We start from the raw sequence: 15,599 nt of genomic DNA on the forward strand, positions 1-15,599 counted from the left end.
TCCTGTATATTTATAATATCCAATGTAAAACTGTATGGTTTACCGCCTCCCCTTTGATAAGGGGAATAGGCGGAAGGGTAGATCTTTTTCAACCCTACGAGCAAAGCGAGATAGGGCAATCCGAAGGATTGGGTAAATAGCGGATACGCTATTACACCTTGCCTCAGTTTCCGAAAAACAAAAAAACAAAGCTGAACTCAACTTATATTTAAATAAATAACCGATCTAAAAAACTAGTCAATAGCGGCTACATAAATAAATACACTGTACGACAAATAAAATGCAAATAAAAGATAGAGTGATAATATATTGTCTTTCTGGTAGCTGTGCGAAAAAATCGCAGCGGAGCCAAATCGTCAAGTAATATATCGCGGGGTCCCGCTGACAGTTTTTATGTCAGTGGGTTCCGATATATTATTTGATGACACACGATAGGAATAAACTTTAGATAGGTGATGGTTCGCACTGCGAGCCATCACCTTGAAAGGCAGGACAGTTTTACATTCTTCTTCTAAATATAATACTGTTAGAAAATATAGCCTTGCCTACAACATACCCAACAGCAAATATTAGCGGTAAGCTAATAGTAGCTCCTGCCATGCCTGTGGACATTCCGATTAGAAATGATAGACCAAAAGCCAACAGAATGATCACTGCGGCATACCAGCCGGGAAATGTCCCATATAGCACGGACGCCTGACATCCGGTGCAGACACGAACGCCACGCTGACTCTCTTTTAGGCAAAATGGGCACTTAATCGTATTGTTTTCCATAATGCCACCTCAATTAGCTTTCCAGCCATTGCTGGTTTTAACGAGATTCATGGCAGCATCAGCAGGTTCATTCATTCCCTTGACGCTGGCGAACGCTTTTTTGTCAATCCAGCTCGGAACGTCAACAAGCTTCCACGTATAGGATACGCGAACAACCTTCTGGCCGCCGTTACCCGGCTCTGTCCATTCCTTAATCTCGTCAACAGCCCGACGACCTACACAGGCACCATCATTTGTGCTCCAAACTTTAGCCTTTTTTCCTTCGTCTGTTATTCCTAATACATTGAATTCATAGCCTTTATCAAAAACCATCATTCCTTGTTCAATAAATCCATCAAGGATTATCGAATTCGTCCCTGTACCAGTCGGGTCAAGTCGAGGTTTGGCAAGACGGACGGGGAAACTGGTATTGTTATCCCCCAGTGAGAAGCAATATCTGGCCTGCCCGATCTTGGCATTTATCGCTTTCTCAAAGTCACCTTTTTCACCACAACCCGACAGCAGGATAGCCGCACCCGCTACTAACATAAGTTTACGCATATCTTTTCCTCACCAATGACACAAATCTACGCTTGATCTGTAAACGCCTTAGAATTCAATTAAATTGCTTTAGCGTCATATCGTTTGTACCGATCGAAAAACACGCCCCGATAGCTTATAACTATCAACTACGATCCATCGATCGTTACAACCAATTAAATACCGATCGATGAAGTAACTTTTGATTGTCAAAACCTATCAATATAGCATTATTGATCTTTATTACCGATAACGTTTTTTGTTTAAGATTTAGTTCTTGATGCTGGATAACAACGACAAAGTTTTATGATGGGTTGTTTGGAGCGGGAGGTAGTTTTAATATTTTAGTTATGGTTTTACCTTTTCTAAATCAGGCTTCGCCCTATAATTTTTTAGCTCTAGTTTTACTCTTATTTTATTAGTGCCATATTAAACAAGGCACCTTTAATATATATTAACTTAGCCTTACTGGAAGCTATATACTGCCTTGCGTTCGCCCCCGAAAAGGGGACTTCATCCAAGGCTTCGCCTCCTGAAATTTCCAACTTATTTTGTTGAAAATGTATCAAGATTGGCGAAAACCAAGATGAAAAATATGACTTCACCCAAGTTGATCTGGCTTAAAGCTCTACATCGTTTCCAATGCAGGACACCCTACGACACCCCCAGATTCGTTCATGCAGATCGATGTATTGTTATCCCCTATTTATGCTATCAACAAAGGTAGGGCTTTCTCATAGCTATACCATATACAACTTCATTTATCTGTTTAGAACTTCGCTTCGGGTTGGTATTACGTCGCTTCCCCTTCTATACCTACAACCAACAAAACATACGGACATCTCTCATTAGCGACTCGCGCTCAATTGCTCCACATATGCAGACCTGATACAAAGGTTTATAATTTGATTGCTTTCGAGGACATTAAAGATTCTTGAAATGGTATTTAAAAGACTTGTAAAAAGCTCAGATTTAGATTTGACAAATATGAAAAGATTATTTAATACTTTATTATATTTGTAATCACGTTAATCCTCTAACTGATTACAAGACTTAAAAAAGTTTTCGCTGACTTTTTTAGTCCTTAAAAAGTCAGATTTAACATCTGGCTTTTTTTGTATCTTTATTTTTTATAGATCTTATATTTTAATAGTCAATAGGAAGAGAGGAAATATTTCACAAAATCATTTTGGTTAACGATAGCATACTTAATAAAGGTCAGATATATATCTGACCTTTTGCTTAAGATATCGATATTATTCATATAAAATCTCTAAACGCTATACAATCCATGTTGATCTGTTTTATTTTCACATATAACAAATCATAATGGCCTCTGTATGCATACACATTATATTTATTCTAACCTCTTCAAAATCTATGTATCTATGCTGACTTTGATCAATACTCTTCTTCGTTTTTTCAATAATATCATCGTAAACGGTTTCCATATAATATTTGTCAGTAAATAGATCGAATACTTCATTAGCAGGCTTCGCAAGCACTTTCTTGGTAAAGCGGGAGTATTCTAACAATGCTGTAAGTTCTGCTGAGTTCTGACTATTACATTTATTTTCTTTTTTCATTTTTGGTTCCTTATTTAATCGTTAAGTAAATATCCCCCTACACTTTCATGTATTATTTAAAAGGGATTGTTGTATTTTATAAATATATGTGTATATTGCTTTCACATACTACACATATATTATTATGCAGCTGTATTACGTGACGAATAGATCAGTTGTTCAATCCATTCATCAATCTCACTTTCAACAAAGGCACTGGCTCTTATTCCAATCTTAATCGGCTTAGGGAAATCGCCCTTACTAATAAGTCTATAGATCCATGCTTTGCTAAATCCTGTTTTATTCATCACTTCTGGCAAGCGAATAAGTTTTCTTGTTGTCATATATTTCTCCGTTGTTGTTTTGATGAATGTAGTATCTGCAGATCGCTTATGACGTTCAACCCTCGGAAAATCAGAATTGGACTCGAATTGAGTGTTTTTCATACAAAAACAGATGAAATGGCGGGAGAGCTGTCACTGGGCGGGGTGTAGAGGGATTTAGCAATAAGTGCTATTTATTTTTCTGTTTTAAGGTTTTTTATAATTTCCTTATTAATCAACTGGTTAATAAACATCAGTTTAAATTCTGACTTAATTCTTATCTGCTTTAGCCAAGAAAAAGGGCTATGCCTATTAAGACATAACCCTTCTTTCATCAGCAGTTATCCTTACCCACGCCGATTAAACGTTCCCTGTACGACATTACCGCCTTTCTCAAGGCTTACCATGTAGTCTGCATACCATTGCAGCATCTCGCGTCTGCCATCGAGATATTGCGCATGGTTGTAGGTGCCACGGATAGCATTCTTATCAACATGGGCAAGTTGGGTTTCAATCCATGCGGTGTTGTAGCCCTGTTCATGAAGAACGGTGCTCATGGTATGACGGAAGCCGTGACCCGTAACCCGTCCTGTATAGCCGATTCGCTTAAATACCTGATTGATACTGGCTTCGCTCATGGTCTTACTTGGATCATTGCGGCCCGGAAACAGCAAAGGGAATTGTCCCGTCATTGCTCTGATCTTTTCGATAATGGCTAACGCTTGGGTAGATAGCGGGATGATATGAGGACGACGCATTTTCATGCGTTCAGCAGAAATTTCCCATAGCGCTTTCTCGGAATCGATTTCCGACCATAAGGCACCACGCAATTCACCCGTTCTTAGGCCAGTAAGGATCAATAATCTTGCTGCCAACACCATCAATTCACTACCAGAGTAGCCAGCAAGGGCTTTAAAAAAGGCAGGAAGCTCTTCGGTGGTCAGGAACGGGTAATGTGTAGATTCATGCCCCTGCATGGCACTGGTGAGATCAGGAGCGGGATTATACTCGGCTCTGCCTGTCACGATGGCATAGCGAAACACTTCACCACATCGTTGGCGCACTTTCTTTGCTTTCTCTGTTGCACCTCTGGCTTCGATTTTTTTAAGCACATTAAGAAGCTCTAATGGCTTAATGTCCGCAACAGGCCGTTGACCAAGAAAAGGAAAAATATCTTTATTGAAAGCTTCGAGAATGTCAGAGGCATACCCAACTGACCATTTTTTCACTTTCATGCTGTGCCATTCGAGCGCAATTTGCTGAAAGGTGTTTTTGACCTGCGCTTCACGCTCAGCTTTATGTTCTTTCTTAAGCTCTAAAGGATCGATACCCCCAGCGATACCTTTTCGAGCTTCATCACGCTTTGCTCTGGCATCAGCCAAAGACACATCGGGATATACCCCCAGCGCCAATAACTTTTCCTTTCCATCGATACGATACTTTAAACGCCAGTAGCGTGATCCGTTAGTTTTAACCAATAAGTAGAGGCCACCACCATCAGCCATCTTGTAGGGTTTATCTTTGGGCTTGGCAGTCTCGACCTGTCTGGCATTGAGCTTCATCTGGGGGTATCTCCTTTAGACCGAACAGCGAATACCCCCATTGATACCCCCAACTCACCGTAGATTTCTGTGAACGTGAGTAGACGAGCAGAGACAACAAGGGCCGTGAAACCGCGTATTATAAGGGTTTAAAGGGTATTTGAGTAGACTTAAGGAGACGTTAAAATAGGTAGGATGGTGCCGATAATAGGAGTCGAACCTACGACCTTCGCATTACGAATGCGCTGCTCTACCAACTGAGCTATATCGGCCCTGAAAGGCCGGTTACGAGCGTAACCACGGGGCAAAAGAGTAGATCTAACCGGGTGATGCGTCAATGCCCTTTTGAATCAAACGGCTATTTTTGCATCACCCGCGATTATTTACCCACGAATCGTATCATCACCGTAGCCGATCCACTTGTAGGTGGTCAGTGCTTCCAGCCCCATCGGACCGCGGGCGTGCAGCTTCTGAGTGCTCACAGCCACCTCCGCGCCCAGACCAAACTGGCCGCCATCGGTGAAGCGCGTCGAGGCATTCACATAAACCGCAGACGAATCCACTTCATTCACAAACCGATCGGCATTGCGCAGGGTGCGCGTCAGGATCGCGTCAGAATGCTGGGTTCCGTGTTCACGAATGTGTGCAATAGCGTCATCAAGATCCGCAACTACCTTCACGTTCAGATCCAGCGACAAATACTCATCGTCGTACTGCTCCGCGTTAACCGGAACGACCTTCGCCGGACCGTCTTTCAGCAGGGCGAGAGACTTCTCATCCGCATGCAGCGTGACGCCACTTTCCGCCATCTGCTTGCTCAGCGCTGGCAGGAAGGTACTGGCGATGCCCTGATGCACCAGCAGCGTTTCCACCGTATTACAGGTGCTTGGACGCTGTGTTTTAGCGTTGACGATAATCTTCAGCGCAGGTTCTACCTCCGCGGTGTCATCCACTACGATATGGCATACGCCAATACCACCGGTGATCACCGGAATGGTAGATTGCTCACGGCACAGCTTGTGCAAGCCCGCGCCGCCGCGTGGAATCAGCATGTCGATGTATTTGTCCATGCGCAGCATCTCGTTGACCAGCGCACGGTCGGGGCTTTCAATCGCCTGCACGGCACCCGCCGGTAAACCACACTCCTCCAGCGCCTGCTGAATGACGTTTACCGTCGCGGCGTTGGTGCGCCAGGTCTCCTTCCCGCCACGCAGGATCGCGGCATTACCGGTCTTCAGGCACAGGGAGGCGACATCCACCGTCACGTTTGGACGCGCTTCGTAAATCACCCCAATGACGCCAAGCGGCACGCGGCGACGCTCAAGGCGTAATCCGCTGTCGAGCACCCCACCGTCAATCACCTGCCCTACCGGGTCGGCGAGGTTGCACACCTGACGGACGTCGTCGGCAATACCTTTCAGACGCGCCGGGGTCAGCGCCAGACGATCGAGCATCGCTTCACTCAAGCCGTTGCGACGCGCTTCCAGCAGATCCTGCTCGTTGGCGAGCAAAATTTCCTGCGACTGAGATTCCAGATAATCAGCGATTTTTTCCAGCACGCGATTTTTCTCGCGGCTGGAAAGGAGCGCCAGTTTATAAGAGGCGGCTTTCGCGGCTGCGCCCATTTGTTCCAGCATGTTCTGGCTCCTTAACGAATAATCATGTCGTCACGATGCACGGCAACCGGGCCATATTCATAGCCCAGGATGGCGTCGATCTGCTGGGAATGGTGACCAGCAATCCGACGCAGCGCGTCGCTGTTATAACGACTTACGCCATGAGCGATGTCGCGACCTTCAAGGTTACGGATTCGGATCACTTCACCACGCGAGAAGTTGCCTGTCACGCTTTTAATTCCTTTTGGAAGTAACGAGCTTCCTCTTTCCAGAATAGCGGCGGTCGCGCCTTCATCCACGGTCAGTTCGCCAGCCGGGGGCGCACCAAAGATCCAGCGTTTTCGGTTTTCCAGCGGGGACGCCTGGGCGTGGAAGCGAGTGCCCACAGAGATGCCTTCCATCACATCACCGATCACGCCCGGACGGCTGCCCGCGGCGATGATGGTGTCGATACCGGCCCGGCACGCCACGTCCGCGGCCTGTAACTTGGTACCCATGCCGCCGGTCCCCAGACCAGAAACGCTGTCACCCGCAATGGCACGCAGCGCATCGTCAATGCCGTGAACGTCTTTGATCAGTTCAGCCTGTGGATTAGAGCGCGGGTCAGCGGTAAACAGCCCCTGCTGATCGGTCAGAAGCAGCAGCTTATCGGCCCCTGCCAGGATCGCCGCCAGCGCAGAGAGGTTATCGTTGTCGCCCACTTTGATTTCAGCGGTGGCAACAGCGTCGTTTTCGTTAATGACCGGAACGATATGGTTATCCAGCAGCGCACGCAGCGTATCGCGGGCGTTCAGGAAACGTTCTCTGTCTTCCATATCCGCACGCGTCAGCAGCATCTGCCCGACGTGAATGCCGTAGATGGAGAACAGTTGTTCCCAGAGCTGTATGAGTCGGCTTTGTCCCACGGCGGCCAGCAGCTGTTTGGAGGCGATCGTCGCGGGGAGTTCGGGGTAGCCCAGGTGTTCACGCCCGGCGGCAATCGCCCCGGAAGTCACAATCACAATACGATGCCCTGCGGCATGCAACTGAGCGCACTGACGTACAAGCTCAACGATATGGGCACGATTCAGGCGGCGCGATCCGCCTGTTAACACACTGGTACCGAGTTTTACCACCAGCGTCTGGCTGTCACTCATGATTCTCTGCCGTTCAACAATAAGGGAAAATGATGTCAGTCAGACGTTTTAACAGGTGTCAGCTCCGTTGCCAACTGCCTTAGCGCATGACCCGTCACTTTGTTGCGCGGGATCAGGAAGCGTAGCGGCAGATTTTGACAATTTTATTACCGAAAAATTAAAACATACTTTTTTAGACATATTCTTACTTTGTCATAAAACTTTCACCCACGAACGATAAAACCCTTCCTGTTTTTCACGGGGTAATAAGTCGAATCTTATTACTCAGCGAATATTAGCGCGTTTTTATAAAATCAGGATTGAAAATGAAAAAGAGCACTCTGGCATTAGTGGTAATGGGCGTAGTTGCTTCCGCATCTGTTCAGGCAGCAGAAGTTTATAATAAAAACGGGAATAAACTGGACGTGTACGGCAAAGTAAAAGCAATGCACTACATCAGTGATGATGACGCTAAGGATGGTGACCAGACTTACGTTCGTTTCGGCTTTAAGGGTGAAACGCAGATTAACGATCAGCTGACGGGCTACGGACGTTGGGAAGCTGAGTTCGCAGGTAACAAAGCTGAGAGCGACTCTTCTCAAAAAACACGTCTGGCATTTGCCGGGCTGAAACTGAAAGACTTCGGCTCACTGGATTACGGCCGTAACCTGGGCGCGCTGTATGACGTCGCCGCATACACCGATATGTTCCCGGAGTTCGGCGGTGACGGCCTGGCACAGACCGATAACTTCATGACGAAACGCGCCTCCGGTCTGGCCACATACCGTAATACCGATTTCTTTGGCCTGGTTGACGGCCTGAATATGACCCTGCAATACCAGGGCAAAAATGAAAACCGCGACGTGAAGAAGCAAAACGGTGACGGCTTCGGTACCTCCCTGAGCTATGACTTCGGCGGCAGCGATTTTTCTGTGATTGGTGCCTATGCCAGCTCCGATCGCACTAACGATCAAAACCTTCAGGCACGCGGCGAAGGTAAAAAAGCAGAAGGCTGGGCAACCGGTTTGAAATATGATGCCAACGATATTTATCTGGCCACTATCTATTCCGAAACCCGCAATATGGCCCCTATTTCCGGTGGCTTTGCAAATAAAGCGCAAAACTTCGAAGTGGTCGCGCAATATCAATTTGACTTTGGTCTGCGTCCATCTCTGGGTTACGTGCAGTCTAAAGGCAAAGATATCGAAGGTATCGGCGATGAAGATATCGTGAAATACATCGACGTAGGTGCGACATATTATTTCAACAAAAATATGTCTGCGTTTGTTGATTATAAGATCAACCAGATCGATGACGATAATAAACTGGGCGTAAGCAGCGATGATATCGTTGCGCTGGGCATGACCTACCAGTTCTGATGTTGTGGTAATAAAAAACCGGCGCTGAGCCGGTTTTTTTGTGCCCGGTGACGCTGTGCTTACCGGGCGTACGAGTTTGTACATTTTACAGGCCGGGTAAGGCGTAGCCGCCACCCGGCGCTGTGACATCATCAGGCTCTCAGTTTCACCGCTTCGCTGGAAAAATCGTCCGCAGGCTCCAGCTTCAGATCCAGCGTTGCCAGCAGGTCGCGAGCTTTGCCGTGAAATTCTTTTAGCGTATGCTCCAGGCGATCGATCACTTCCTGATCTTTGATGCTCGTCGCCTGCCAGTGTCCGTCTTTATTAAACAGGCCAAACTGATAGCTATAGGTAAAACGGTTTTCCTGTGCTTCCATTTCCATCCACCAGCCCCAGAACTCACGTTTTTCGGGTGCAGGCTTCACGTTGACGCAAACAGCCAGGCAGTCGAAAAAAAAGCGATTCTCTTCACACTGCTCTTCTCGAATATACGGGCCAAGAGCCATGAACTTCTTAATCAGTCTACTTTTCGGGTGTCCACTCGGTAACGTCATTGCGATCTCCTTTTGTGAAGCACTGTTTTACCAAACCAACGAAATTTAGCAAACTATTAACACAATCTCTGCGTGATCCAGCGTGTGATCTCTTTCAGCGCTTTGTCAAAATTCTGGTACACCGGGCTGAAGGGTACCTCCAGCAATTTACCATCAGAAGATGACGACGTGATTAAGCGTGACTCCTCTTCCGGGCTAAACGGATCGTTCTTCCAGAAACCGGACATCATCGGGGTTGGGCAGCGGCGGCCGAGTAAGCCCTGCGTTTTTAATGAATAACGATTAAGTTCAATGCGCAACGCTTCGTCTGAAGCATCATGCATGCCAAGTCGGCTCGCCAGCACGTCCAGATACATCTCAGGAACGCTACCCTGACGCGCAGGATCGCTTAACAGAGCATGCACCACCGGGCCAAGACAGGCGACGGCCTTCAGGCGTGAAGATTCAAGGTAGGCAAGCCGTACCGCGACGTTAGCGCCAAAGCGGAAGCCAAACGCGCCAACCCGGGTGTGGTCAACCCAAGGGATATTCTCCAGCGCTTTTAAAGCATGCTGGTGCAGCAGGCTGGAGTCTTGCGTAAGTTTCCATTTGGATGAAAAACCAATGGAAGGCATATCAAGCGTCAGCATGGCGATTCCGTTTGGGGCAAAGTAGCGCTCATACAGGCTGTAATAGTCAATTTGTAACGAGTCCAGTCCACCGCACATCAGAACCGTCGGGAACGGCCCTTCCCCCTCCGGCATATGCAGGAATCCGGTCACCGGGCTGCCACCGGGAATGGCGAACTCAATTTCACGCATCCGGCCAGGCAACCGCTGCGCGGCCTCTTCATAAGCCCGGTTTGCCAGCGCCTGGGCCTGCTCTGCCAGTTCGTCGCCTTTAAGATGCGGATATGCAGCGATGCTGTACAGATTTGCCGCATGCAGCCAGTGCTTTCCGCTGAGAGTGGCATCTTCTTCCTGGCTCGCTTTTTGCTGCCAGAGCATGGCCTGCTTTGACCATTCGTAGATCCAGTTTCCACCACGGTAGCCCACCACCGTATCGTAGAGATCGCCGTCGGTACGCTCGGACTCACTCATCACGATACGCGCCTGCACGTCGAGGATTTCACGCGGATCGATGCCGCGCCAGATCCACATCAGGCGGTTAATCATTCGATACCAGTGGGGCACGTTCTTACCGTCTAACGCTGACTGAACGGCAGGCATTGTCCCCGGATTAAACCGACGCACCAGCGTCGACGTTTCAGGGTGCTTGAAACGGGGTTTGAAGAGAGTTTCGGTAAGATTCGCCTGCGTCATTGCGTTGCCTCCATGGATACGTCATATGAAGACCATTGTAACGCGTGGCAGGCTAAAAAGAACAACGCCCGGCATAACCGGGCGTGTAAAGTTACGTACTGAAATTAACGGCCAGAGATAGGCGGTACGAAGACCACGCCCATATCCCATGGCTGTTCAATCCAGGTATCCTGCGGGATATCAATGACGTAATCATCAACCAGTGGGCGACCCGCTGGTTTCGCGAAGATAGTGACGAAGTGCGCTTTTGGATACATTTCGCGGATAGCCACCGCGGTACCGCCGGTGTCCACCAGATCGTCGATAACGATAAAGCCTTCACCGTCGCCTTCCGCGCGTTTCAGCACTTTCAGTTCGCGCTGGTTGTCGTGATCGTAGCTGGAGATACATACGGTATCGACATGACGAATACCCAGCTCACGAGCCAGCAGCGCCCCCGGTACCAGACCGCCACGGCTGACGGCAATAATGCCTTTCCACTGTTCGGAAGGCATCAGACGCGCAGCCAGTTTGCGTGCGTGAATCTGCAACATGTCCCAGGTGACGACGTATTTTTCGCTCATGTGAAGTGTCCCAGCCTGTTTATATACGGCTTAAAAAAATGAGGGTGAACCAGGTTGCGCGAGATTATAGAGATCTGACGCACTAAAAACCAGTGTTACGCGCCATGAGCCTGAGTTTTTACATGCTTAATGCTACCAGCCACGGGAGAAAGTGGTATTCTCAGTTGCATCTCGCAAGCCTGACTTGTGGTAACGATTAACCTGCTAACCCTGTGACCTGCAACATTGTTTTGCAGCGCAACGACAAGGAGACCTATCGTGTCTGAACTGTCTCAATTATCTCCACAGCCGCTGTGGGATATTTTTGCCAAAATCTGCTCCATTCCGCACCCTTCCTATCACGAAGAACAGCTTGCCGAACATATTATGGGTTGGGCGAAGGAAAAAGGTCTGCACGCTGAGCGCGACCAGGTTGGCAATATTCTTATCCGCAAACCTGCCACCGCAGGTATGGAAAACCGTAAGCCAGTGGTATTGCAGGCGCACCTGGATATGGTTCCGCAGAAAAACAACGACACCGTTCACGACTTCACAAAAGACCCGATCCAGCCGTACATCGACGGTGAGTGGGTGAAGGCGCGCGGCACGACTCTGGGCGCAGATAACGGCATTGGTATGGCTTCCGCGCTGGCCGTGCTGGCTGACGACAGCGTTGAACACGGTCCGCTGGAAGTGCTGCTGACCATGACTGAAGAAGCGGGCATGGATGGCGCGTTCGGTCTCCAGGCAAACTGGCTGCAAGCGGACATTCTGATCAACACCGACTCCGAAGAAGAGGGTGAGATCTACATGGGCTGCGCAGGCGGGATCGATTTTATCTCTACCCTGCCGCTGTCCCGCGAAGCGATCCCTGCCGGATTCGAGACCTTTAAGCTGACGCTGAAAGGGCTGAAAGGCGGTCACTCCGGCGGTGATATTCACCTGGGCCTGGGCAACGCCAACAAACTGCTGGCGCGTTTCCTGGCGGGCCATGCCGCTGAACTGGATCTGCGTCTGGTGGACTTCAACGGCGGTACTCTGCGTAACGCGATCCCTCGCGAAGCCTTCGCTACCGTGGCGGTGCCTGCGTCGAAAGCGGACGAGCTGAAAAACCTCTCCAGCGTGTATCTGGAGATCCTGAAAAACGAACTGTCTGCAAAAGAGAAAAACCTGACGGTGGTGCTGGAGTCCGTTACGACGGATAAAGCCGCGCTGACCGCACAGTCTCGTGATACGTTCGTCCAGCTGCTGAACGCAACGCCAAACGGCGTTATTCGCAACTCTGACGTGGCGAAAGGCGTGGTGGAAACCTCCCTGAACGTGGGCGTGGTGACCATGGGTGACGACAGCGCAGAGATCATCTGCCTGATCCGTTCCCTGATCGACAGCGGTAAAGAGTACGTTGTGAGCATGCTGGAATCTCTGGGTACCCTGGCGGGCGCGAAAACGTCTGCAAAAGGCAGCTACCCGGGCTGGCAGCCGGATGCAAGTTCTCCGGTCATGGCACTGGTGCGTGAAACTTATCAGCGTCTGTTCAACAGCACCCCGAATATTCAGGTTATTCATGCGGGTCTGGAGTGTGGTCTGTTCAAGAAACCGTATCCGGATATGGACATGGTCTCCATCGGGCCAACCATCACCGGGCCACACTCCCCGGATGAGCAGGTTCACATTGAAAGCGTCGGTCACTACTGGACGCTGCTGACTGAGCTGCTGAAAGCAATTCCTGTTAAGTAATTAGCCGTTTGATGCCCGGTGGCGCTACGCTTGCCGGGCCTACGATTAGCGTAATCTACAGTCCCAACACCAGTTGACGCTCCAGCTGCGGATCCAGCAAGGTGACGTGCAGCCCCACCAGCCTCACCCCTCGTCCGCCCCGCCGTTCTTCCCACGCCTTTTTCGCCGTCGCGATAAGATCCTCTTTGTTGAGGCGTGGCCAGACGTGCTCCTGCGTCGTCTGCTGAAAATCGTTAAATTTTAGTTTGATGCCCTGTCGGGCAATAAGCAGATCCGGTTTGACCTTCAGTAAGCGTCGTTCAAGCTCAGGATAAAGCTGTTCCGTAATAATGGTTTCACACTCGGTCCAGTCATGGATATCTTCGCTCAGCGTGCGTTCAACGCCGACCGATTTACGCAGCCGTTCGTTGTTCACATCCCGGTCATCAATGCCCTGACTGCGTTCCCACAGTACGCGGCCAAACTTGCCAAAACGCTTAAGCAGCAGCGCCAGATCGCTGCGCTGAACATCTTCGCAGGTGCGTAGCCCCATACTTTCCAGCTTCGCGGCGGAGACTTTGCCCACGCCGGGGATTTTGCTGAGCGGCAGCGTCTTTAAAAACGCCGGAACCTCTTCCGGAGTGATGACGTACTGGCCGTTGGGCTTATTTAAATCGGAGGCGATTTTGGCGAGAAATTTTACCGGCGCGACGCCTGCCGATGCCGTCAGGTTCAGCTCATTAAAAATAGTCTGGCGGATCTCCTGCGCCATGAGGGTGGCGGAGCCGTGGCAGTGCACGCTGTGGGTGACATCCAGATAGGCTTCATCCAGCGATAACGGTTCAATCAGTGAGGTGTAGCGGGAGAAGATCTCCCGAATGTGGCTCGATGCTTCTTTATAGGCATCAAAACGTCCGGGCAAAAGAGTGAGATGCGGACACAGTTTCAGCGCCATCGCTGTCGGCATGGCGCTGCGTACACCGTATTTGCGAGCAGGATAGTTGGCGGTGCTGATGACACCGCGCTGAACCCGGCTGCCGCCAATGGCGATCGGAATATCCCGCAGCGCCGGGTTGTCACGCATCTCCACTGCGGCAAAAAAGCAGTCCATATCGACATGGATTATTTTGCGCATAGTAAGCCCTCACTTATTACTGGATAAGTATACAGTAAACAAATGAGGGTTGAGAAGTGCGCGCAGAAATTGTCGGGTGGCGGCGTTGCCTTACCCGACCTGGAAGACTAAATAATGCGTTGCTGCTCGCGAGCCATCCGCTTTTTCCGCGCATCGCACGGTTCCGGACAATCGCACACTTTTTCCATTCCGATGGAAGAGATGCCTCCGCAACTGCCCTGAATGCTTTTACGCTTGATGATCCAGCCTAAGGACATGCCGAAGATCACCAGCACAAACACCGCAAAGGTCGCCAGAAAAGTCAGCATAATCAGCCTCCGAAATCATCAAGCATGATGTTCTCATCTTCCACGCCAAGATCTTTTAGCATCTTAATCACGGCGGCGTTCATCATTGGTGGACCACACATATAGAACTCGCAGTCTTCCGGTGCCGGGTGCTGTTTGAGGTAATTTTCATACAGCACGTTGTGGATGAAGCCCGTATAGCCTGTCCAGTTATCTTCCGGCTGCGGATCGGATAGCGCCACATGGAAGGTAAAGTTAGGGTTATCACGCGCCAGTTGTTCAAACTCATCGTCATAGAACATTTCGCGCAGTGAACGCGCCCCGTACCAGAAGCTGATCTTACGCTTGCTGCCAAGTCGTTTGAGCTGGTCAAAAATATGCGAACGCATCGGCGCCATACCCGCACCGCCGCCGATAAAGACCATCTCCGCATCGGTATCTTTGGCAAAGAATTCGCCGAACGGGCCGGAAATCGTCACTTTGTCGCCAGGCTTGAGGGACCAGATATACGACGACATGACGCCAGGAGGGGCATCAGGCACATTCGGTGGCGGCGTGGCGATACGCACGTTGAGCATAATAATGCCCTTCTCTTCCGGATAGTTAGCCATGGAATAGGCGCGAAGCGCGGGCTCTTTTACCTCGGAAACAAAGCGGAAGAGGTTAAATTTATCCCAGTCTGCCCGGTACTCCTCAGGCACATCGAAGTCAGCATACGCGACGGTGTGTGCCGGACAATCAATCTGGATATACCCACCCGCACGGAACGGGACGCTCTCCCCTTCAGGGACACGCAGCTTGAGCTCTTTGATGAACGTGGCTTTGTTATCGTTAGAGATAACTTCGCATTCCCATTTTTTCACGCCGAAGATCTCCTCCGGCAGCTCAATCTTCATGTTCTGGCGCACAGCGACCTGGCACGCCAGACGGCATCCCTCTTTCGCTTCACGCTTCGTGATATGCGACAGTTCCGTTGGCAGAATATCACCGCCGCCCTCTTTGACCGTCACACGGCACTGGCCACAGGAGCCACCGCCGCCACAGGCAGACGAGACAAAAATCCCGTTGCCGGAGAGCGTGTTAAGCAGCTTATCCCCTGCCGGGGTACGGATCTGATTCTGCGGATCGTCATTGATATCAATGATCACATCCCCGGAATTGACCAGCTTCGCACGCGCCGCCAGGATCAGCCCTGACAGCACCAGTACTATCAGCGTGAACATCACCACGCCAAGAATAATTTCCATCTGTTA

Annotated in this window: 15 protein-coding genes and 1 tRNA gene; 2 read left to right on the top strand and 14 right to left on the bottom strand. The window is 49.7% G+C overall.

Translation table 11 applies throughout. The features are described from left to right. Nucleotides 1-498: 498 nt before the first annotated feature. From SK54_RS22220 to proB, 8 genes are all read right to left on the bottom strand, one after another. A complete protein-coding gene (locus tag SK54_RS22220) occupies nucleotides 499-774 on the bottom strand; it encodes a hypothetical protein (RefSeq protein WP_071531696.1) in 276 nt (91 codons plus the stop codon). A 9-nt stretch (nucleotides 775-783) separates the two neighbouring features. After that, a complete protein-coding gene (locus SK54_RS18935; protein WP_045909837.1) occupies nucleotides 784-1,314 on the bottom strand; it encodes a hypothetical protein in 531 nt (176 codons plus the stop codon). Nucleotides 1,315-2,603: 1,289 nt separating this feature from the next. Beyond that, complete coding sequence (locus SK54_RS18940) at nucleotides 2,604-2,879, bottom strand: hypothetical protein (protein WP_000711964.1); 276 nt, start codon at nucleotides 2,877-2,879, stop codon at nucleotides 2,604-2,606. Between the two features lie 122 nt (nucleotides 2,880-3,001). Continuing rightward, on the bottom strand, nucleotides 3,002-3,202 hold the full coding sequence (locus SK54_RS18945) for a helix-turn-helix transcriptional regulator (protein WP_045909839.1): 201 nt from the start codon (nucleotides 3,200-3,202) through the stop codon (nucleotides 3,002-3,004). A 326-nt stretch (nucleotides 3,203-3,528) separates the two neighbouring features. Continuing rightward, nucleotides 3,529-4,743, bottom strand: a complete 1,215-nt coding sequence (locus tag SK54_RS18950) for a tyrosine-type recombinase/integrase (protein WP_045909840.1) — start codon at nucleotides 4,741-4,743, stop codon at nucleotides 3,529-3,531. A gap of 175 nt (nucleotides 4,744-4,918) precedes the next feature. Further along, nucleotides 4,919-4,994 (bottom strand) — tRNA-Thr (locus SK54_RS18955). A gap of 111 nt (nucleotides 4,995-5,105) precedes the next feature. Further along, nucleotides 5,106-6,359, bottom strand: coding sequence for a glutamate-5-semialdehyde dehydrogenase (gene proA / locus SK54_RS18960; RefSeq protein ID WP_017694463.1), 1,254 nt, complete (start codon nucleotides 6,357-6,359; stop codon nucleotides 5,106-5,108). An 11-nt stretch (nucleotides 6,360-6,370) separates the two neighbouring features. Continuing rightward, the gene (gene proB, locus SK54_RS18965; protein ID WP_015571369.1) at nucleotides 6,371-7,474 is read right to left on the bottom strand and encodes a glutamate 5-kinase; all 1,104 of its coding nucleotides are present in this window, start codon (nucleotides 7,472-7,474) and stop codon (nucleotides 6,371-6,373) included. Between the two features lie 305 nt (nucleotides 7,475-7,779). Between proB and phoE the strand changes: the two genes are divergently transcribed. Then, nucleotides 7,780-8,832: a phosphoporin PhoE gene (gene phoE / locus SK54_RS18970; RefSeq protein WP_017383128.1), complete on the top strand. Its 1,053-nt coding sequence runs from the start codon at nucleotides 7,780-7,782 to the stop codon at nucleotides 8,830-8,832. A gap of 131 nt (nucleotides 8,833-8,963) precedes the next feature. Here the strand turns inward: phoE and crl are convergent, their stop codons facing one another. From crl to gpt, 3 genes are all read right to left on the bottom strand, one after another. Then, nucleotides 8,964-9,365, bottom strand: coding sequence for a sigma factor-binding protein Crl (gene crl / locus SK54_RS18975; protein WP_006809999.1), 402 nt, complete (start codon nucleotides 9,363-9,365; stop codon nucleotides 8,964-8,966). A 56-nt stretch (nucleotides 9,366-9,421) separates the two neighbouring features. Continuing rightward, nucleotides 9,422-10,666 (bottom strand): esterase FrsA, encoded by a 1,245-nt coding sequence (gene frsA, locus SK54_RS18980; protein ID WP_017694464.1) that lies wholly within the window; start codon nucleotides 10,664-10,666, stop codon nucleotides 9,422-9,424. Between the two features lie 104 nt (nucleotides 10,667-10,770). Then, nucleotides 10,771-11,229: a xanthine phosphoribosyltransferase gene (gpt, locus tag SK54_RS18985; RefSeq protein WP_003863205.1), complete on the bottom strand. Its 459-nt coding sequence runs from the start codon at nucleotides 11,227-11,229 to the stop codon at nucleotides 10,771-10,773. A 258-nt stretch (nucleotides 11,230-11,487) separates the two neighbouring features. On the opposite strand from gpt, the gene pepD reads away from it, so the two are divergent. Beyond that, on the top strand, nucleotides 11,488-12,945 hold the full coding sequence (gene pepD / locus SK54_RS18990; RefSeq protein ID WP_023295966.1) for a cytosol nonspecific dipeptidase: 1,458 nt from the start codon (nucleotides 11,488-11,490) through the stop codon (nucleotides 12,943-12,945). Nucleotides 12,946-13,000: 55 nt separating this feature from the next. Here the strand turns inward: pepD and dinB are convergent, their stop codons facing one another. The 3 genes from dinB to nqrF all read right to left on the bottom strand — a co-directional run bounded on the left by dinB (nucleotide 13,001) and on the right by nqrF (nucleotide 15,593). Continuing rightward, nucleotides 13,001-14,059: a DNA polymerase IV gene (gene dinB / locus SK54_RS18995; protein WP_023295965.1), complete on the bottom strand. Its 1,059-nt coding sequence runs from the start codon at nucleotides 14,057-14,059 to the stop codon at nucleotides 13,001-13,003. Between the two features lie 107 nt (nucleotides 14,060-14,166). Beyond that, nucleotides 14,167-14,367: a (Na+)-NQR maturation NqrM gene (nqrM, locus tag SK54_RS19000; protein ID WP_003863212.1), complete on the bottom strand. Its 201-nt coding sequence runs from the start codon at nucleotides 14,365-14,367 to the stop codon at nucleotides 14,167-14,169. 2 nt (nucleotides 14,368-14,369) lie between these two features. After that, nucleotides 14,370-15,593, bottom strand: a complete 1,224-nt coding sequence (nqrF, locus tag SK54_RS19005; RefSeq protein ID WP_015571374.1) for an NADH:ubiquinone reductase (Na(+)-transporting) subunit F — start codon at nucleotides 15,591-15,593, stop codon at nucleotides 14,370-14,372. Nucleotides 15,594-15,599 lie beyond the last annotated feature (6 nt).

This window comes from Enterobacter sp. MGH120 (assembly GCF_001037725.1).
Taxonomy (GTDB): Bacteria; Pseudomonadota; Gammaproteobacteria; order Enterobacterales; family Enterobacteriaceae; genus Enterobacter; species Enterobacter hormaechei_C.